We start from the raw sequence: 18,511 nt of genomic DNA on the forward strand, positions 1-18,511 counted from the left end.
GTAGTCGTGGTGACGTCGTCGCAGGTCAGGCGGTCGGCGCGGCGCTGCCCGCGACGACCTCGGGACGCAGCAGGTCGGCCAGCCGCTCGGCCGGCAGCAGGCCCTTCTCCAGCACCAGTTCGGCGACACCGCGTCCGGTGACGAGGGCCTCCTTGGCGATGTCGGTCGCGGCCGTGTAGCCGATGTGCGGGTTGAGCGCGGTGACCAGGCCGATGGAGTTCTCCACGGTCGCGCGCAGCCGCTCGGTGTTGGCGGTGATGCCGGACACACAGCGCTCGGCCAGCGTGAGGCAGGCGCTGCGCAGGTGCGTGATCGACTCCGACAGGGAGTGCATGATGACCGGCTCGAACGCGTTGAGCTGGAGCTGTCCCGCCTCGGCGGCCATGGTGATGGCGACGTCGTTGCCGATCACCTCGAAGGCGACCTGGTTGACCACCTCGGGGATGACCGGGTTGACCTTGCCGGGCATGATCGACGAGCCGGCCTGCACCGCCGGGAGGTTGATCTCGCCCAGTCCCGCGCGCGGGCCCGAGGACAGCAGGCGCAGGTCGTTGCAGCTCTTGGAGAGCTTGACCGCGATCCGCTTGAGGACGCCGGACATCTGGACGAAGGCACCGCAGTCCTGGGTGGCCTCGACCAGGTTGGCGGCCGTGACCAGCGGGAGGCCGGTGATGACGGACAGGTGGCGGCGGGCGGCCTCGGCGTAGCCGGCGGGGGCGTTGAGGCCGGTGCCGATGGCCGTGGCACCGAGGTTGATCTCATGGATCAGCTCGACGGCCTCGGCGAGACGGCTGCGGTCCTCCTCGATCATGACGGCGAACGCGGAGAACTCCTGGCCGAGCGTCATCGGCACCGCGTCCTGCAGCTGTGTACGGCCCATCTTGAGCACGTCACGGAACTCGACGGCCTTACGGGCGAAGCTGTCCTGCAGTACAGCCATCGCCTTGAGCAGTCCATGTACCGCGAACACCGTCGCTATCTTGACGGCGGTCGGGTAGACGTCGTTGGTCGACTGACCCAGGTTGACGTCCTCGTTCGGGTGCAGATGCGCGTACTGCCCCTTGGCGTGGCCGAGCAGTTCCAGCGCACGGTTCGCCACGACCTCGTTGGCGTTCATGTTGGTGGAGGTGCCGGCGCCGCCCTGGATGACGTCCACGACGAACTGGTCGTGCAGCTTGCCGGCCCGGATCTCCCGGCAGGCGGCGACGATCGCGGCGGCCTTGGCCGGCTCCAGCAGACCCAGCTCCTCGTTGGCGAGGGCGGCGGCCTCCTTCACGGCGGCCAGGGCGTCGATCAGGTGGCCGTGGGCGGAGATCGGGGTGCCGGTGATGGGGAAGTTCTCCGTCGCGCGAAGGGTGTGGATGCCCCAGTACGCGTCGGCGGGCACGTCGCGGTCGCCCAGCAAGTCGTGTTCGCTGCGGGAGGGCGCGGTCATGAGGATGTGGTCCTCTTTCTGAGTCACAGAGGTGATGGCGCCCCGAGAAGGGGCGCGGGGAATTGTGCGGCCGGCCACGGCCGGCCCGCAGAAACGATTCGTCTTGGGGCGAAGGGCTACGCGCAGGCCGTCAGCGGCAAGGGGTCCAGCGCACGCACGGGCCGCAGACACCCCACCGGCTCTCCACCGCCCAGCAGCGGCTCCCCCGCGAACCCGGTCAGCAGCCCGGGGTCCACGCCCGCGCGTGCGAGCGCGGCCGCCGCGACCGGGATCCGCGCCCGGTTCGCCCCGTCGGCGATCTTCACGGCGACGGCCGTGCCGTCGGGCAGCGCGGCCACCTGGACGCCCTCGAAGCCGTCCTTGGCGAGCAGCCCCGGCACGGCCCGCATGAGCGCGGCGACGTCCCGGCCGGCGCCGGAGGCCAGCTCGGCGTGGTCGCGCATGGCGTCGGCGACCCGGGCCTCGGGAGTGCCCGGCTCGGCGGAGGTGATCCGGGCGAGGGCGCGGGCCAGGCCGTGCAGGGATATGGAGAACAGCGGGGCGCCGCAGCCGTCCACCGTCACCCGGGCGGCGCGCTGGCCGGTCAGGTCCTCGACGCTCTCGGCGACGGCCTGCTGAAGCGGGTGCTTCGGGTCGAGGTAGTCGTCCAGCGACCAGCCGTTGAGCCGGGCGGTCCACAGCATGGCCGCGTGCTTGCCGGAGCAGTTCTGGGCGAGGCGGGACGGCGGCCGGCCCTCGCGGATCCAGGTGTCCCGGACGGCCGGGTCGTACGGCATGTCGGGCACGTTGCGCAGGTCGTCCTCGGTGAGGCCGGCGAGTTCGAGGATGCGCCGGGCGCCGTCGAGGTGGCGCTCCTCGCCGGAGTGGCTCGCGGCGGCCAGCGACAGCAGCGCGCCGTCGAGGGGCAGCCCGGCCCGCAGCATGGCCACGGCCTGGACGGGCTTGAGGGCGGAACGCGGATAGAAGGCCGCCTCGATGTCGCCGAGCTGGAACCGCACCTGGCCGTCGGGGCCGAGGACGACGACGGAGCCGTAGTGGATGCCCTCGACGACGCCGCCGCGGACGAGGTGGGCGACGGGGGCGTGGAGGGGCTCGCGGACGACGGGTGCGTCGGCGGGAGAACTGCTGTGCATCACTGCCTGCATCATGGGGTCGGGGTCGGCCGGAACGCGGGTCACGCGTCGGCGCCGGTGGAGGTTCGGGTCATGCGGGCGCGGGTGGCGTACCGGCCCGCGACCGGTGCCGCGACGGCCGGCGGCGTACGGAGCACGGTGGTGCGTGCGGCGCGTGCGGCGCCGCCGTCGGCGCACCCGGGCTGCTGCTCGCTCACGCCTCGGGCCCGCCTTCCGGCGGGGAGTCCGTCCGCTGGGGACGCACGATGTCGGTGAGGGTCGTCTCGACGCGGTCCAGGTGGTGGCTCATCGCCTCCACCGCGTCGTGCTCGGAACCGTCGGCCAAGGCCTCGACGATCGCCCGGTGCTCCCGGTTGGACTGCTCGCGGCGTCCGCCCAGCTTGTTGAGGAAGGCCGACTGACGCGCCAGCGCGTCCCGGATCTCCTCGATGACCCGGCGGAAGACCGGGTTCTGGGCGGCCTCGGCCACGGCGAGGTGGAAGAGCGTGTCCATCGCGACCCAGGCGGTGGTGTCCGTCTCCCGCTCCATGCGGTCGAGCAGGTGGGCCAGGTGGTCCAGGTTCTCCGGGGTGCGGCGCAGGGCCGCGTAGCCGGCGACCGGGATCTCGATGTGACGGCGCACCTCCAGCAGGTCGCTGGCCGCGTAGTCGCCGAAGGTGGGGTCCTCGACGGTGTTCGCGATGACGAAGGTGCCCTTGCCGGTCCGGGAGACCGTGAGGCCCATCGTCTGCAGGGCCCGCAGTGCCTCGCGCAGCACGGGGCGGGACACCTCGAGGGTGCGGCAGAGCTCGGCCTCGGAGGGCAGCTTGTCACCTATGGCGTACCGGCCGCGCTCGATGGCGTCGCGGAGGTGGTCGAGCACCGCTTCCATGGCGCTGACGCGCCGGGGCACGAGACCACCTGTCTGGCTGTCTGACAGGTTCACGGGTGCGATCCTGCGGGGTGCGGGCAGGAACTGTCAAGGACGGGGAGAGACAGGCACGGGGTGCGGCGCCCGCGTACGGGCATCCGCACCCCGTGGGTGATCAGCGGCGTTCGCTCAGCCGTTGAGCGTGCCGGTGGCGAGCAGGCCGAGCAGGAGCCCGCCGACGACGATCCGGTAGATCACAAAGGCGTTGAAGGAGTGCTTGGCGACGAACTTCAGCAGCCAGGCGATGGAGGCGTAGGCGACCACGAACGACACGACGGTGCCGACGGCCAGCGGGGCGGCGCCGACGCCCGCGCCGAGGGCGTCCTTCAGCTCGTACAGGCCCGCGCCGGTCAGGGCCGGAATGCCGAGGAAGAAGGACAGGCGGGTGGCGGCCACACGGTCCAGGTCCAGGATGAGCGCGGTGGACATGGTGGCGCCGGAGCGCGAGAAGCCGGGGAAGAGCAGGGCGAGGATCTGCGAGCAGCCGACCCACATCGCGTCCTTGAAGGACGTGTCGTCCTCACCCCGCTTGTGCCGGCCCATCTGGTCCGCGGCCCACATCACCCCGGAGCCGATGATCAGCGAACCGGCGACGACCCACAGCGAGGCCAGCGGGCCGTCGATCAGCGGCTTGGCCGCCAGGCCCACGACCACGATCGGAATGGTGGCGGCGATCACCCACCAGGCGAACTTGTAGTCGTGGTGGTAGCGCTCCTCCCGGTTGCCCAGACCGCGGAACCAGGCGGTGACGATCCGCTTGATGTCCTTGAAGAAGTACACGAGCACGGCGGCGATCGCGCCGACCTGGATGACGGCGGAGAACCCGACGACGGACTTGTCGTCGACGGGGATGTCCATGAGCCCTTCGGCGATCTTGAGGTGGCCGGTGGAGGACACGGGGAGGAACTCGGTCACCCCCTCGACTACTCCGAGGACGACGGCCTGACCGACGGAGATGGCACTCATGGGATCCAGTTCTGAGGAGGATTGGTCGACAGTGCTGTAGACAGTACTCACTATGCCCGGCCGGGCGACAAGCGCCTAGGCCCACAGGACGCCGGCGAACCAGGCGCCGGCGAACGCCGCCGCGAGTCCTGCGGCCACACTGGCCACGACGTTCACGGCAGCGTAGATGCCGGAGCCGGCCTCGGACAGCCGCAGGGTCTCGTAGGAGAAGGTCGAGTACGTCGTGAGGGCACCGCACAGCCCGGTCCCCAGCAGAAGCCGCAGCTGGGGCCCGGCCGCCCCGGCGGAGACGGCGCCGGTGAGCAGCCCGAGGACCAGACAGCCGGAGACGTTCACGACATAGGTGCCCCACGGGAAGACCGAGTCGTGACGGGCCTGCACGGCGCGGTCGGTCAGATAGCGCAGGGGTGCGCCGATCACGGCCCCCGCGACCACAAGGAGCCAGTTCACAACGACTTCTTACCTTCCGGTTCCGTTCCGTCCGGGCCGGCGGTCCGCCCCCCGTACCGGACGATCTCGCAGTTCTCCAGGGTCACCAGCGCCTCGCCGATCACTTCGTCGAGCAGCGGCAGGAACGCCCGGATCCGCTCCTCGGCGTCCACGGCGACCACCATGGCCGGCAGGTCCTCGCTCAGCGACAGCAGGCGGCAGGTGTGGACGCAGGAGGTGGCACCGAAGCCCTCGATGCCCCGGAAGACACTGGCCCCGGCGAGTCCGGCGGCATGCGCGCGGTGCACGATCTCGGAGTAGAGGGGTTTGTGGTGCCAGGTGTCGTTCTCGCCGACGTATACGGTCAGCCGCAGGGCGCGGCCGGTGAGTGACGTCATCGCTGTCTCCCGGTGAGGACCCGGCGGGCGGCGGCCGAGGCCAGCCACACCGCGGCGAGGGCCGCGCACAGCGTCGCGGCCAGGTAGGCGAGCCCCAGGCCGGGGCGGCCGGCGTCGACCAGTCCACGGATGTCGACCGCGTAGGTGGAGAACGTGGTGAAGCCGCCGAGGACGCCGGTGCCGAGGAAGGGCCGCAGGAGGCGGTGGGCGGCCCACACCTCGGTGATGAGCACCATGAGCACGCCCATGGCGGCACAGCCGGAGACGTTGGTCCAGAAGGTCGCCCAGGGGAAGCCCCCGGGGGGTGTGGGCCAGGCGAGCGTGAGCGCGTAGCGGGCCACGGCACCGAGCGCGCCGCCGACGGCCACGACCGCGACCACGGGCGCCTGCGCACGCCACTCGCCGCGCCGGTGCGGCGCGGGCGGGACGCCGCGCGTCCGGGTTTCGGGGGCTGTCATGCCGGTGCGTCTCCTGTTCGGCCCTGCCCCGACGGGTGATCACGGCCGGCACCAGCGTACCGCCGGGTCAGGGGGCGGCGGGCCGTGCGCAGACCGCCACACCGGGCTCCCAGGCACTGCCGAGCACCAGGTGGTCACCGACCGCGCCGACGCTGGTGACCATGCGGAACCCGGACCGGCGGCGGGTGAGGTGGTGGACGGTGCGGCCCTGGTCGTCGAGGGCGAGGACGCCGGTGGTCCCGCTCGGGCGGTACGGCGCGCGCACGGCGGCGCGGGCGGCGGCGCGGCGGACGGCCGGCGGAGTGCGGTGCAGCAGGTGCAGGGCCGGTACCCGGGGGCTGGCCAGGGCGACCCAGAGCGGGCCGTCGGGGCCTTCGCGCCAGAGGTTGTCCGGCATCCCGGGGAGGTCGGCGAAGGGTTCGGCGTGGCCGGCACGGGGGCCGGTGAGCCGGTAGCGGGTGAGGCGGCAGGCGCCGGTCTCGGCGATCACCAGGAAGGAGCCGTCGGCGCTCGCGGCCAGTCCGTTGGCGAACTGCAGTCCGTCCAGGAGGACTTCGGGTTCCCCTCCCTCGGGTGCGAGCCGCAGGAGGCGTCCGGTGCCGGTGTGTTCGACGATGTCGCCGATCCACCGGTCGAGGGAGTAGCGGCGGCTGGAGACGGTGGCGTAGACGCTGCCGTCGGCCAGGGCGACGGCGTTGCTGCAGAAGCGGAGCGGCTCCCCCGCCGCCGAGTCCGCGAGGACGCGGACGGTGCCGTCGCCGGTGCTCACCCGCAGCAGTCCGCGGTCGGCGTCGCACACCAGCAGGTCTCCGTCCGGGAGGAGTTCGAGCCCCAGGGGGCGGCCGCCGGTCTCGGCCAGCACCTCCACGCGGGCCGAGTCGGGATCGCCGGGGTGGTGGACGCGCAGGATGCGCCCGTCCGCCACTCCGGTCAGCACGCGCCCGTACGGATCGGGGACGACGTCCTCGGGGCCGTGGCCGCCCAGGGAGACGTAGTGCAGCGGCACGAGCTCCGCGGGTCGGTCCATGTGCGGTCCCCTTCTCTCTGTCACCGTCGGTCGTCCTGCCCGTCACCATCCCTTCTCGAACATCCTGGCCACCTCGGCGATGCGGATCTCGTCGCGGAGGTAGTGGGTGCGGCAGCGGAACCGGCGGGTGCGCAGGACACCGAGGCGGGTGAGGAAGTCCAGGTGGGCGGCGGCGGTCCGGCGGGGTACGCCCAGCTTGGCGGCGACGGCCCGCGCGGTGACGCCGGTCGCGGCGAGGTCGCGGCGGGGCGGGGCCGGGAAGTGGACCGCCGGGTCCTTGAGCCATTCCAGGATGGTCCGCCGCATCCGGCCCGAGGGAGTTACCGTCATCCGTCCGCCTCCCGCTTCCGGCCTCCTCGTACGCAGTGTTCCCACTGTGGGGCCGGCGACGCCGTCGCGTCCGGGACTCGGCGTCCGTTGTCCGGTACCGAACGGCCGTGCGACCACGAGGGCGTCCCACCGCCCCGGGAACTCGGCGGGGGCCCGGCCGCCGGGCCCGTCGCGGGCGGCTCGGCGATGGCCGAACCACGTCATGGAGGAGAGCGCCTCGTCGTCATGTCCGAGGGCCGCCCCCGCCGGGCGGCCGGCCCGCGAGCGCTCGTGCCGGGACGCCGCCCCCGGGGCGCGCTCACCTCCCCCTCGGGCTCACCAGTCCCGTCTCATAGGCGACGACCACCGCCTGGGCGCGGTCGCGCAGACCCAGCTTGGCGAAGACGCGGGCCACGTGGGACTTCACCGTGGCCTCGCTCAGGGTCAGCTCGGCGGCCAGTTCGGCATTGGACAGGCCACGGCCCATCAGCGTCAGCACCTCCCGCTCGCGCGGGGTGAGCGCGGCCAGGTCGGCGGGTACGGCCTCGGCCGGCCGCTCGGCCTCGGCCGCGTACCGCTCGACCAGGCGGCGGGTGATCTGCGGCGCCAGCAGGGCGTCGCCGGTGCCGACGAGACGCACCGCCGCCGCCAGGTGCTCGGGGGTGACGTCCTTCAGCAGGAAGCCGCTGGCCCCGATCGACAGGGCCGTGTACACATACCGGTCCAGGTCGAAGGTGGTCAGCATGAGCACCCGGGAGCCGGGCGTCCGGGCCAGGATGTGCCGGGTCGCCTCCAGGCCGTCCATGACGGGCATCCGGATGTCCATGAGGACGACGTCCGGCCTCAGTTCACGGGCCGCGGCGACGGCCTCGGCGCCGTCGGCGGCCTCACCCGCCACCTCGATGCCCCGGGCGGTGAGGATCAGCCGGAAGCCGGTCCGGATCAGCGTCTGGTCGTCGGCGATCAGAACGCGCGGCGCCCGCTCGGGCGCGGCCGGGGTCACGGGCGGTCCAGGGGGATGCGGGCGCGGACGCGGAACCCGCCGCCGAGTCTGCGCCGGGCGTCGAGGTCGCCGCCGTACAGGGCGACCCGTTCGCGCAGGCCGAGCAGACCGCGGCCGGTTCCGTGGCCCTGCGGTCTCGGGGCGGCCGGTGCGGTGCCGGTGAGAACGCTGGGGCCGGAGTTCAGTATCTCCACGCGCAGGGCGTGGTCGGCGTAGCGCACGGTCACCTCGGCCTTGCCGCCGTCGCCGTGCCGGAGCGCGTTGGTCAGGGCCTCCTGGACGATGCGGTAGGCGGTCACGTCGACGCCCTGCGGCAGCGGGCGCGGCTCACCCGAGACACGGACCTCGACGGGCAGGCCGGCGAACGATATCCGGTCCACCAGCGGGCCGAGCCGGTCGAGGCCGGGCTGCGGAGCCAGGGGCGTGCGGGCCGCCTCGGCGGCCGGCTCCAGGGCGCCGTCGGTGCCGTCCTGCGCGGGCGCCAGCAGTCCGAGCAGATGCCGGAGGTCGGTCATGGCGCCCCGCCCCGCGTCCTCGACGGCGCTGAGCGCCGTCGCGGCTTCGTCCGGCATGGTGCCGAGCACCTCGCGGGCGGCGCTCGCCTGGACGACCATCAGGCTGACGCTGTGGCTGACGATGTCGTGCAACTCATGGGCGATCCGGTCCCGTTCGGCCGCGATCGCGGCCTCGGCGGCGCTCTCCCGCTCCCGCTCCAGCAGCCAGCCGCGCTCCCCCACCGCCGTCAGCCAGCGGCGCCGGGTGCGCACCAGCGCCACGGTCAGCCCCAGGACGGCCGCGCACGCCATCGCGAGCGCCGCCGTCAGCATGTCGTGCTCCCCCATGCCGTTCATGCTCGCAGACGGCACTGACATCCGCATCGACCTGGGGATTCAGTCGTCTGCATCCGGAGGATGAGTGGGGCGGCGGAGTGCCGTCCGCAGGTGGATGCCGGGGCCGTGGTCCCGCGTCTAGCGTCCTGGTCATGGTCACAGAGGTGAGAACGGCCGACCCCGTCGTACGGCTCGACGGGTTGCGCAAGGAGTACGGCGAGACGGCGGCGCTCGACGGGGTGTCTTTGGAGATCCGGGCCGGGGAGGCGGTCGCGGTGATGGGTCCCTCGGGATGCGGCAAGTCCACGTTGCTCAACATGATCGCAGGCCTCGACCGGCCGTCGGCCGGCACGGTCGTCGTGCACGGGGAGAACGTCGGCGAGTTGAGCGAGAAGGGGCTCGCCCTGTTCCGGCGGCGCCGGATCGGCATGATCTTCCAGTTCTTCAACCTCGTCGACGACCTGTCGGCCCTGGACAACGTGGCGCTCGCCGCCCAGTTGACGGGGACTGCGGCCCGCCAGGCCCGGCGGCGCGCGCTGGAGCTGTTCGAGGAACTGGGCATCGCGGGCCGGCGCAACGCCTATCCGGCGGTACTCAGCGGCGGTGAGCGGCAACGGGTGGCCGTGGCACGGGCGTTGATGAACCGGCCGGCGCTGCTGCTGGCCGACGAGCCGACCGGCGCACTGGACAGCCGCGCCGGGGAGCAGGTGATGGACCTGCTGATCGACCTGAACCAGATCGGTCAGACCCTGGTCGTCGTCACGCATGACGAGCGCCTCGCGCAGCGCTGCGCGAGCCGTCTGGTGGAGCTGGCGGACGGCCGGGTGACCGGCGAGCACACCCTGGAGCCGTCGGTATGAGGGCGGTGTGGAAGGCCGCGCGGGCGGCCGTGCGCCGCAGGCGGCTGCAGACGCTGATGATCTGGCTGGTCACGCTGGTGTCGACGGGGGCGCTCGTGGTGGCGCTGGGTCTGGTGGACGCCGCGTCGGCGCCCTTCGACCGCGCGTTCGGCGCGCAGCACGGACCGCACGTGGTCGCCGCGTTCGCGCGGGACAGGGTGTCGGACGGCCGGCTGTCACGTGCGGCGCGGGCATCGGGGGTGGAGGCGGCGGCCGGTCCGTTCGCGCAGGCCGCGGTGGACATTCCGCGCGGCGCGGCGGACTTCGGCCTCGGGGGCGAGATCACGGTGGTGGGCCGTGCCGGTCCGGGCGGGACGGTGGACCGGGTCGACCTGTGGGCGGGGCGGTGGGCCGTCCGGCCGGGCGAGGTGGTCCTGAACCGGCAGTCCGACTGGACCGCCGACGACCTCGGCAAGAAGTTCCGCGTACCGAAGGGGCCGACGCTCACGATCGTCGGGTTCGCCTTCGACCTGAGCCACACGGCGGACGCGTGGGTGGCCCCGGCACAGATCGGCGCGCTGCACCCGACGGCCACTCAGATGCTGTTCCGGTTCCGCGCCGCGGCGACGGAGGAGGGGCTGCGGGCGGAACTGGCCGAGGTGACCGGCGGGCTGCCGCGGGGTGCGCTCACCGCTTCGCGGACGTACCTGGCGCTGAAGCACCGGATCGGGAGCAACGCGCGTGCCTACGCGCCCTATCTGATGGCGTTCGGTGTCCTCGGCATCCTGGTGGCGGTACTGATCGTCGCCAACGTGGTCAGCGGGGCGGTGGTGTCCGGATTCCGGCACATCGGCATCCTCAAGGCGCTCGGTTTCACCCCCGGGCAGGTGCTGGGCGTCTACCTGACGATGATCAGCGTGCCGGCCGTCCTGGGCTGCGCGCTCGGCACGTACGCCGGAAACCTGCTGGCCGAGCCGTTCCTGCGGTTCGCGTTCACCGGGCCGGCCTCGGGGGTGCTGCACGGCAGCCTGGGGATCGCGCCCTGGGTGAACCTGCTCGCACTGCTCGGCATGCCCCTGGTCTGTGTGCTCGCCGCGCTCGGCCCTTCGGTGCGGGCGCGGCGGCTGCCGGCGGCGCGGGCCATCAGCGCGGGCAGCGCGCCCCGCCACGGACGTGCGCTCGGCATCCAGCGGCGCCTGGCGAGCGCCCGGCTGCCCCGGTCGGTCAGCCTCGGCGCGGGCCTTCCGTTCGCCCGTCCCGCACGCAGCGCGCTCACGCTGGCCGCCGTGGTGCTGGGCGTGACGACGGTGACGTTCGCGACCGGCCTGGCGGCGACGCTGAACAGCTACGGCAACGGTGAGCGTTCCTACGACGTCACGGTCTACGTGGGCGACCACCGGGACGGCAGGGAGCCGGTGCACGGCGACCGTGAACTCCACGCTCTGCTGGGCAGGTTGCCGGGGGCGACCCATGTGACGGCGCGCTCGGACGACGAGGCGCTCCTCGTCGGCAGCACCCAGGCGGTCATGTTCGAGGGCCGGCGCGGTGGCCGGTCCCTGGACAGCGCGCTGGTGAAGGGCCGCTGGATGCGGGAGACCGGGGAGGTCGTGGTCGGGACGCCGTTCCTGCGCCGCAACGGGGTACATCTCGGGGACCGGCTGCGGCTGCGGAAGGACGGCCGCGAGGAGGAGGTGACCGTGGTCGGCGAGACCATGGACACCGACGACCGGCTGGTCATCGGCTCCTGGCCGACGGTCACCGCGCTCATGCCGCGCGCCGAGCCCATCGCCTACCACGTCAAGCTGCGCGAGGGCGCGGACCAGTCGGCGTACGCCCGCGCCGTCCGGGCCGCCGATCCGGGGCTGTCCGTCCAGCTGAGCGGCTCGAACAGCGTCACCGGCACCATCGTCGGATCGGCGACCGGGCTCACCCTGATGCTGTCCCTGGTCGCCTCCCTGGGCGTGTTCAACACGGCCGTCCTCAACACCCACGACCGGCGCCGCGACCTCGGCATGCTCAAGTCCATCGGCATGACCCCGCGCCAGGTGACGGTGATGACGGTGACGTCGATGGCCGTGCTCGGCGCGCTGGGGTCCCTGATCGGCATCCCGCTGGGCATCGTCGCGCACAAGGTGGTGGTACCGCGCATGGCGGCCGGGGTCGACATCACCCTGCCCCGGTACATGATGGACGTCTGGCACGTCCCCCTGCTGAGCGTCCTGGCGCTCGCGGGCGTGCTGATCGCCGTCCTGGGCGCGCTGGTCCCGGCCCGCCGCGCCGCCCGCCTCACCGTCGCCGAGGTGCTGCACAACGAGTGACGGCGGCAACCGGTCAGGATCGGAGAAGCCGCCGCGGGCTCCCCGGCCCTAGCGTGAGAGCACCGACGAGGAACCCGTCGGGCACGTATCTCGAAGGAGTGAGTCGCATGACCGCCGGCCTGCAGACGATCATCTACCCGGTCAAGGACCTGGACCGCGCCAAGGCCGTGTTCGGCGCGCTGCTGGGTGTCGAACCGTACGCGGACCAGCCCTACTACGTCGGCTACAAGGCCGCCGGACAGGATGTGGGCCTGGACCCGAACGGGCACGCCAAGGGCATGACCGGTCCGGTGCCGTACTGGCACGTGACGGACCTGCGGCAGCGTCTGGCGGCGCTGGTGGAGGCGGGCGCGGAGCTGCTCCAGGACGCGCAGGACGTGGGCGGCGGCCGGCTGATCGCCTCCGTGAAGGACGCCGACGGCAACCTCGTGGGGCTGCTGCAGGACGCTTCCGCCTGAGGGCGGGCGCCCGCCCGCACCACAAACTAGTTGCACACTCAACGATTGGCCGGATCGGTGCTACGGTGCGGGTATGGCAGTCACAACGGCCGAAACCCGGCTCGAGGAGCGCTGGCGGGACATCCTCGCGGTGCACGCGCGCACGATGTGCGAGATAGACCGCGCCCTGCACCCGCACGGCCTGGGCGCCAGCGACTTCGAGGTGCTGGACATCCTGACGGCGGAACGGCCCGAGCAGGGCGAGCAGTGCCGGGTGCAGAACCTGGTCGGCCGGGTCCACCTCAGCCAGAGCGCACTGTCCCGGCTGATCGGCCGGCTGGAGAAGGACGGCCTGGTGGAGCGCTCGGTGTGCGCGGAGGACCGCCGCGGCGTCTGGGTCGCGCTCACCCCCAAGGGCCGCACGCTGCACGCCGAGGTGCTGCCGCTGCAGCGCGCGGTGCTCCGGCGCATGCTGGCCGAGCGGGAGGACTAGGGGGTTTCGCCCGGGTCGCGGCGCGCCGGCCGTGTCGGTGTCCTGTCCGGTCGGCACACCTGGAGCAGCAGCTCGGACCCGTCCGGCAGGATCTCGGCGCCGTGCTCGGACACGTGCGCGCGTGCGGGTGAGGCGGGGTCGAGCAGCGGGTTGGTGTTGTTGAGGTGGGTGTAGATCCGGCGCGGACCCGGATGGCGGGCCAGCGCGGCCAGGGTGCCGTCCGGACCGGTGACCGGCAGATGCCCGAGGGCGGCCTGCCCGGCGCCGGAGCGCCCCACCGTCCCCATCTCGTCGGCCGCGAAGAACGTGCCGTCCAGCAGCACGCAGTCGGCCCCGGCGCACAGCTCGTCCAGGACCGGGCTCCAGACTCCGACGCAGGGCGCGTACACCAGCACTCCCCCGCTGGCCAGGTCCTCGACGCGGTAGGCCGTCACCCATGGCCCCGCGGGCACGGGCGCCTGCGCCGGCACGTACTTCGGGATCCTCGCGCCCATCGGATGAGCGGTCACGACGAGTCCCCCGGCCAGCACGAAGCCCCCGTCGGCCAGACTGTCCGCCCACTCCCAGGGCGCGTAGCGGTCCAGCGCGGCGCGGGCCGGGCCGAGGACGGCACGCACCGGCGGCGCCGCGTACACCTTCAGGCCGGCCGCTCCGCGCAGCGCGGCCAGACCGCTCACGTGGTCGGCCTCGGCGTCGGTGAGCAGCACTCCGCGCAGCGGGCTGTCCCGGGGACCGGGGCCGGGCCACAGAGCCGGGGTGGCGGCGAGCTGGGCACGCAGGTCGGGAGAGGCGTTCAGCAGCCACCAGTCGCGGCCGTTGCCCGTGACGGCCGCACACTCCTGGGTCCGGGAGGGCAGCTTGCCGTCCCGGGCTGCGGCGCACAGCGCACAGGCGCAGTTCCACTGCGGGAAGCCGCCCCCGGCGGCGGTGCCCAGCAGGACGACCCTCACGACCATCGGTCCCTTCGCATGCGCCCGGACGTGTCCTCCGCTGGGATCTTCCCTTCCGGGCGCCGGTGACTACCCGGGGGCGGGGGGCAGTTCCGGTCGTCCTTCGTCGGGCCGCCGGTCCACCGGGCGGCGCGGCGGGACGGGGTCGGCCGGGAAGTCACGGGGCCCGGTCCACAGGGCGGGCACGGCGTCGCAGCGGCGGCACAGCTCGTAGGCGATCGCCTCGTAGTTGACCCGCCAGCCCCGGAAGTGCGGCCAGGCCTCCGCCGCGGTGCGCCCGGTCCGGAATCCGGCGCTCCCCAGCATGTCCACCGCAGCCTCGAACTCGGCGAAGGTGAGCCGGACGGGAGCCTCGGGCGACGGGTCGGCGTCGAAGGGGATGCGCAGGGCCCGGGCGATGTCCCGCAGCGCGGTGAACCCGGCGCGCAGCACCAGCCGGGCCTCGGGCGGCGCGAGCCGGGGGAGCAGGGCGAGCTGCAGGGCCGCCGCGTCCATCACGGCGATCAGTCCGACCAGCCAGCTGCGGTAGGGGCGCGGGGCGCGGAAGGTCAGCAGGATGGGGTAGGTGGAGTGGCTCTCGCCCATGTCCGAGGCGAGGCGCTCCCAGGCCCGGTACAGCTCGGGCAGCGCGGTCTCGGTGTCCACCAGCCACTGCCGGGCCAGGATCTCCGGCCCCCAGGCGGGCTCGCCGGCCCGGGCCTGGAGCAGGGTGACCTCCAGCTCGCGGCGGTTGTAGGCGGCGTAGAGGGTGGGCAGGTAGGCGATCTGCAGGGCGATCAGGACCGGTCCGGTGGCGGCGGCCATGAAGTCGAGCACCGACAGCTTCAGCCGGGCGCCGCTGGCGAAACCTAGAGTGAACAGGCTGGAGCCGGCTTCGCGGAACGCGGTGGCCCAGGACAGCGGGGAGAGCGCGTACAGCAGGAGCCCGAAGCCGAGCAGGGCTCCGCCGAGCCAGCTGGTGAGCATGCCGATCAGCATCAGCGGCGCGAGCCAGGTCTGGGCGCGGTCGATGGCCTCGTAGCCGCCGCGTGGGGCGGTGAGCCGGAGCGCCCGGCGCAGCAGCCACCAGAGGCGGAACACCAGCGCGGAGTAGAGGCCCCGGGGGACCACGAGGGTGCGCAGGATGCTGCCGAGGACCAGCCCCAGGACGAGCAGCCCGGCCGCGCCCGCGATGTATGCCATGGGCTCATTCTGTGGCCCGGGGGCAGGGAGTGATCGGTTTCGCGGGCAGGCGGGGGTGCCGTGGGGTCAGCGGGCCAGCAGGGTGCGGACGCCTTGCGAGGTCAGGGTCAGCGAGTGGGCGGAGCTGCCGTCGATGGCGAGGGAGAGGTTCTCGTCGGGCCATTGCGCGGCGAGTGCGCCGAGCGGGATCAGGCGGTAGCGCGAGATGAACGGCAGCAGCTCGGCCATCTCACCCTCCGTGGTGAAGACCGGGACGACCGAGTCGCCTCCGGGCTGCTCCAGGACCGGCAGGGCCACCGTCGTGGCGTCGGCGCCCTCTCCGTCCACCGCGTCGTCCGGCACCGGGACGAGCACGTCACTGTGGGCGAGGGTGTCCAGGGCCCTCTGGTCCTCGGCGTTCACGGCCAGCGCGTCCAGCGCCTGCTGGGCCGGCGTCGGCAGGTCGTCGTGTGCGGGTGTCTCCATGACTGATCCCCAGGTTGCGGTGGTCGTTCGGGCCGCCCCGGCGTACTGCCGCCCGGGCGTGCTCGGCTCGCGTACCCGGTGGGGTCCGGGGCATGCGTGCAGATCACCGGGAGGTCCGGTGGCGAGGCCGTGGGCGGCCGGAGCAGGGACGCCGATCGGGGCGGGACGCCGGCCCTGGCGGCGGTCACGGCTCCGGCTGCGGTTCCGGCTGCGGTTCCGGTTCCGGCTGCGGTTCCGGCTCCGTGAGCAGGTCGGAAAGGGTGGTGACGCGGACCAGCGGCCGGTACAGCTCCATGATCTGCAGGGCTTTGAGGTGGGAGTCGTCGTCGGCACCGGCACAGGCGTCCGCGACGACCAGCACCTCGACGCCGGCGTCCGCGGCGGCCAGGGCGGTGGACAGCACACAGCACTCGGTGCTGACGCCGGCCAGCACGAGACGGCCGCCCGGGCCGACGCGGGAGGCGAGTTCCGGGGTCCACTTGCCGAAGGTGGTGGTGTCCAGGACGTGGTCCGCCAGGTCCGCGAACCCGTCGGTCAGCTCCCAGAGCGCGGCGTCCGGAGGCAGGCGGGCGAAGGGCCACCGGTCGTAGTAGGCACGCCAGGCGCCGGCCGGCCGCCCGGGGGCCAGGAAGCGGGTGAAGGTGACCCGGCCGGCGAAGGCCGGGAGCAGGCCGCGCACGCCCGCCGCCGCGTCGGCGTACCGGGGTGCGGCCCAGGGGCTCGCCGGGTCGGCGAAGACCCGCTGCATGTCGATGACAGCCAGATGTCCGGCGCTCATGCGTGCCGCGCCTCCTCCTGGCGTGCCGGGCCCGGCGTCCGGTCCTCCTGGTCGCGCACCCGGCCACGGCCCAGCAGCAGCGTGCCGAGGAAGGCGAGCGCCAGGGCGGCGAGGACGCCCAGGTTGGCGTACGCCCAGGCACCGGTCCTGCCGCCGAGGCCGAACGGCTCCAGCAGATAGCCCTGCCAGGTCAGCCAGCTCGCGGCGGAGTTGGTGACCAGTCCCCACCCGACGGCCGTGGCGGCGAGGGTGAGGCACAGCGGGAGGAACGGGACGTCGCCGTAGCGGCCGTGCGGGCGGTACAGGTCGGTCTCGTCGTAGTCGCGGCGGCGCAGGGCCAGGTCGGCGAGCATGACGCCGGCCCAGGCCGCGATGGGCACGCCGAGCGTGGTGAGGAAGCCCATGAACTGGCCGAGGAAGTCGTCGGCGAAGAACACGATGTAGACCGCGCCGGCGGTCATCAGTACGCCGTCGAAGAGCGCGGCCAGGTAGCGGGGCACCCGCAGGCCGGCCGAGAGCAGGGCCAGGCCGGAGGAGTAGATGTCGAGGACGGCACCGCCGACCAGGCCGAGGACGGCGACGACGGCGAACGGGACCAGGAACCAGGTCGGCAGGATCGTGGTCAGCGCGCCGATCGGGTCGGCCGCGACGGCCTTGCTCAGGTCCTCGGAGGAACCGGCCAGCAGCAGGCCGAAGACCAGCAGGACCAGCGGGGCGAGGGAGGCACCGAAGGCGGTCCAGCCGATCACTCCCCGGCTGGAGGAACCGCGGGGCAGATAGCGGGAGTAGTCGGCGGCGGCGTTGACCCAGCCGAGGCCGAATCCGGTCATCATGAACACCAGCGCGCCGATGAACTCCTGCGCCGAACCCGCCGGGACGGCGTCGACCCGGCTCCACTCGATGCGGTCGGCGACGAGGGCGATGTAGACGATCGTGAGAACCCCCGTGACCAGGGTGATCCAGGTCTGCAGCCGCATGATCAGGTCGAAGCCCATGACCCCGCCGACCACGGTCAGCGCGGCCACCACCAGGAGCCCGAGGACTTCGGTCCTGGTGCCGCCGCCCCAGCCCAGACGGCGGAAGACCGTCGCGGTGGCCATCGTGGCGAGCGCCGTGAGGACGGTCTCCCAGCCGACGGTGAGCACCCAGGAGACGGCGGACGGCAGCCGGTTGCCGCGCACACCGTACGCGGCCCGGCTGAGCACCATGGTGGGTGCCGATCCCCGCTTCCCGGCGACCGCGATGAAGCCGCACAGCAGGAACGAGGCGACGATGCCCAGCGTGCCGGCGGCGAGGGCCTGCGGGAAGGAGATGCCGAAGCCGAACGCGAAGGCGCCGTAACTGAGGCCCAGGACCGAGACGTTGGCCCCGAACCAGGGCCAGAACAGGGTGCGCGGGGTGCCCCGGCGCTCCGCGTCCGCGATCACGTCGAGACCGTGGGTCTCCACCCGGAGGGCCCGGCTCGTGGCCGCGCCGTCGAGGGGGTCCTGCGCAGACGTCATCGCCGAGCCACCCGCCCTGCCTGTCCGGACCTGACCGGACTGTCCGCTCACGCTAGGTCGGGGGCCGGGGAGCGTCAAGGCGGCTCGGGAGCGGCGCGGTTCCCGGGCCGTTCGCCTGCACGGGGCCGACGTCTCAGCGGTCGAACTCCTCGTGGATCGGGGTCTTCGGCTCTTCCCACAGATGCAGGGAGAGACCGGGCCGGCCACCGTGCCGCGCCTGCCGTTCCCGTGGCGCGGCACGGTGGCCGGGGTCCGGGTCCTCGTCCGTGGTGTCGTCGGCGGGGTCGGCTCCCTCCGCCTGGGACGGGGTGGTGCGCTCCGGCTGCTTCTCGTCGCGGGCGTCCGCCTCCCGCTCGCCTTCGGCCTGGGACGGGGTGTTCTCGCTCATGGGGTCCTCTTCACACGCGCTCCCCCGGCTGTTCCGATGCCCCCGAGTACCCGTGCGCCGGGAAACTCACCACCCGGCGCGAGGACCGGAATCCCGCCGAGGCGGGAACCCACCGCGGGGTGACATCCCTCACAGTCCTGTCGACTACTAACCATGCTCCCTAGTAGGTGTCCCATCCTCGACATATGGGATTTGTCCGGCTTGCCATAGGCCTGAATCGCCGTTCGCATGTCGGCGGACCGGCCGATCGGCACCTCGCCG

The 18,511-nt window shown here is 73.2% G+C and carries 22 protein-coding genes; 4 read left to right on the forward strand and 18 right to left on the reverse strand.

The genetic code is table 11. The annotated features are described in order from the left end of the window. Positions 1-25 precede the first annotated feature (25 nt). From aspA to FHS34_RS05830, 12 genes are all read right to left on the reverse strand, one after another. Entirely contained in the window at positions 26-1,435 is a 1,410-nt protein-coding gene (aspA, locus tag FHS34_RS05775; RefSeq protein WP_184961824.1) for an aspartate ammonia-lyase, read from the reverse strand. A 116-nt stretch (positions 1,436-1,551) separates the two neighbouring features. Further along, positions 1,552-2,568, reverse strand: coding sequence for an asparaginase (locus FHS34_RS05780; RefSeq protein ID WP_184961826.1), 1,017 nt, complete (start codon positions 2,566-2,568; stop codon positions 1,552-1,554). A 41-nt stretch (positions 2,569-2,609) separates the two neighbouring features. Further along, on the reverse strand, positions 2,610-2,765 hold the full coding sequence (locus FHS34_RS05785) for a hypothetical protein (RefSeq protein ID WP_184961828.1): 156 nt from the start codon (positions 2,763-2,765) through the stop codon (positions 2,610-2,612). After that, positions 2,762-3,493 (reverse strand): FadR/GntR family transcriptional regulator, encoded by a 732-nt coding sequence (locus tag FHS34_RS05790; protein ID WP_184961830.1) that lies wholly within the window; start codon positions 3,491-3,493, stop codon positions 2,762-2,764. Before FHS34_RS05790 ends, FHS34_RS05785 begins: the two co-directional genes overlap by 4 nt. A gap of 114 nt (positions 3,494-3,607) precedes the next feature. Continuing rightward, positions 3,608-4,444 carry an undecaprenyl-diphosphate phosphatase gene (locus tag FHS34_RS05795; RefSeq protein WP_184961832.1) on the reverse strand — a complete coding sequence of 279 codons (837 nt, stop codon included), beginning with the start codon at positions 4,442-4,444 and terminating at the stop codon, positions 3,608-3,610. A 75-nt stretch (positions 4,445-4,519) separates the two neighbouring features. After that, positions 4,520-4,894, reverse strand: a complete 375-nt coding sequence (gene crcB / locus FHS34_RS05800) for a fluoride efflux transporter CrcB (RefSeq protein WP_184961834.1) — start codon at positions 4,892-4,894, stop codon at positions 4,520-4,522. Then, positions 4,891-5,271 (reverse strand): DUF190 domain-containing protein, encoded by a 381-nt coding sequence (locus FHS34_RS05805; protein ID WP_184961836.1) that lies wholly within the window; start codon positions 5,269-5,271, stop codon positions 4,891-4,893. Before FHS34_RS05805 ends, crcB (FHS34_RS05800) begins: the two co-directional genes overlap by 4 nt. Next, on the reverse strand, positions 5,268-5,729 hold the full coding sequence (gene crcB / locus FHS34_RS05810; protein ID WP_184961838.1) for a fluoride efflux transporter CrcB: 462 nt from the start codon (positions 5,727-5,729) through the stop codon (positions 5,268-5,270). The genes FHS34_RS05805 and crcB (FHS34_RS05810) overlap by 4 nt, the downstream gene beginning before the upstream one ends. A 67-nt stretch (positions 5,730-5,796) precedes the next feature. Beyond that, a complete protein-coding gene (locus tag FHS34_RS05815; protein ID WP_184961840.1) occupies positions 5,797-6,756 on the reverse strand; it encodes an SMP-30/gluconolactonase/LRE family protein in 960 nt (319 codons plus the stop codon). 42 nt (positions 6,757-6,798) lie between these two features. Next, positions 6,799-7,086 carry a helix-turn-helix domain-containing protein gene (locus FHS34_RS05820; protein ID WP_184961842.1) on the reverse strand — a complete coding sequence of 96 codons (288 nt, stop codon included), beginning with the start codon at positions 7,084-7,086 and terminating at the stop codon, positions 6,799-6,801. 298 nt (positions 7,087-7,384) lie between these two features. Further along, complete coding sequence (locus FHS34_RS05825; RefSeq protein ID WP_184961844.1) at positions 7,385-8,068, reverse strand: response regulator; 684 nt, start codon at positions 8,066-8,068, stop codon at positions 7,385-7,387. Next, entirely contained in the window at positions 8,065-8,910 is an 846-nt protein-coding gene (locus FHS34_RS05830; protein WP_225817537.1) for a sensor histidine kinase, read from the reverse strand. Before FHS34_RS05830 ends, FHS34_RS05825 begins: the two co-directional genes overlap by 4 nt. A 140-nt stretch (positions 8,911-9,050) precedes the next feature. Here FHS34_RS05830 and FHS34_RS05835 point away from each other — a divergent pair, with 140 nt between their 5' ends. The 4 genes from FHS34_RS05835 (at position 9,051) to FHS34_RS05850 (ending at position 12,985) form a co-directional block, all read left to right on the forward strand. Continuing rightward, complete coding sequence (locus tag FHS34_RS05835) at positions 9,051-9,758, forward strand: ABC transporter ATP-binding protein (RefSeq protein WP_184961846.1); 708 nt, start codon at positions 9,051-9,053, stop codon at positions 9,756-9,758. Next, complete coding sequence (locus FHS34_RS05840; protein WP_184961848.1) at positions 9,755-12,055, forward strand: ABC transporter permease; 2,301 nt, start codon at positions 9,755-9,757, stop codon at positions 12,053-12,055. Before FHS34_RS05835 ends, FHS34_RS05840 begins: the two co-directional genes overlap by 4 nt. A 107-nt stretch (positions 12,056-12,162) precedes the next feature. After that, positions 12,163-12,513, forward strand: coding sequence for a VOC family protein (locus FHS34_RS05845; RefSeq protein WP_184961850.1), 351 nt, complete (start codon positions 12,163-12,165; stop codon positions 12,511-12,513). Positions 12,514-12,586: 73 nt separating this feature from the next. Beyond that, positions 12,587-12,985: a MarR family winged helix-turn-helix transcriptional regulator gene (locus FHS34_RS05850; protein ID WP_184961852.1), complete on the forward strand. Its 399-nt coding sequence runs from the start codon at positions 12,587-12,589 to the stop codon at positions 12,983-12,985. Here FHS34_RS05850 and pqqB read toward each other — a convergent pair. The 6 genes from pqqB to FHS34_RS42260 all read right to left on the reverse strand — a co-directional run bounded on the left by pqqB (position 12,982) and on the right by FHS34_RS42260 (position 18,250). Beyond that, positions 12,982-13,935, reverse strand: coding sequence for a pyrroloquinoline quinone biosynthesis protein PqqB (gene pqqB / locus FHS34_RS05855; protein WP_184961854.1), 954 nt, complete (start codon positions 13,933-13,935; stop codon positions 12,982-12,984). The genes FHS34_RS05850 and pqqB overlap by 4 nt on opposite strands. Before the next feature lie 69 nt (positions 13,936-14,004). Then, a complete protein-coding gene (locus FHS34_RS05860) occupies positions 14,005-15,117 on the reverse strand; it encodes a hypothetical protein (protein ID WP_184961856.1) in 1,113 nt (370 codons plus the stop codon). Between the two features lie 66 nt (positions 15,118-15,183). Further along, entirely contained in the window at positions 15,184-15,582 is a 399-nt protein-coding gene (locus FHS34_RS05865; RefSeq protein ID WP_184961858.1) for an SseB family protein, read from the reverse strand. Between the two features lie 184 nt (positions 15,583-15,766). Next, a complete protein-coding gene (locus FHS34_RS05870) occupies positions 15,767-16,360 on the reverse strand; it encodes an isochorismatase family protein (RefSeq protein ID WP_184961860.1) in 594 nt (197 codons plus the stop codon). Further along, entirely contained in the window at positions 16,357-17,862 is a 1,506-nt protein-coding gene (locus FHS34_RS05875; protein WP_184961862.1) for a purine-cytosine permease family protein, read from the reverse strand. Before FHS34_RS05875 ends, FHS34_RS05870 begins: the two co-directional genes overlap by 4 nt. Before the next feature lie 133 nt (positions 17,863-17,995). Then, entirely contained in the window at positions 17,996-18,250 is a 255-nt protein-coding gene (locus FHS34_RS42260; RefSeq protein ID WP_225817538.1) for a hypothetical protein, read from the reverse strand. Between the last annotated feature and the right edge of the window lie 261 nt (positions 18,251-18,511).

Source organism: Streptomyces echinatus (genome assembly GCF_014203595.1).
Classification (GTDB): Bacteria; Actinomycetota; Actinomycetes; order Streptomycetales; family Streptomycetaceae; genus Streptomyces; species Streptomyces echinatus.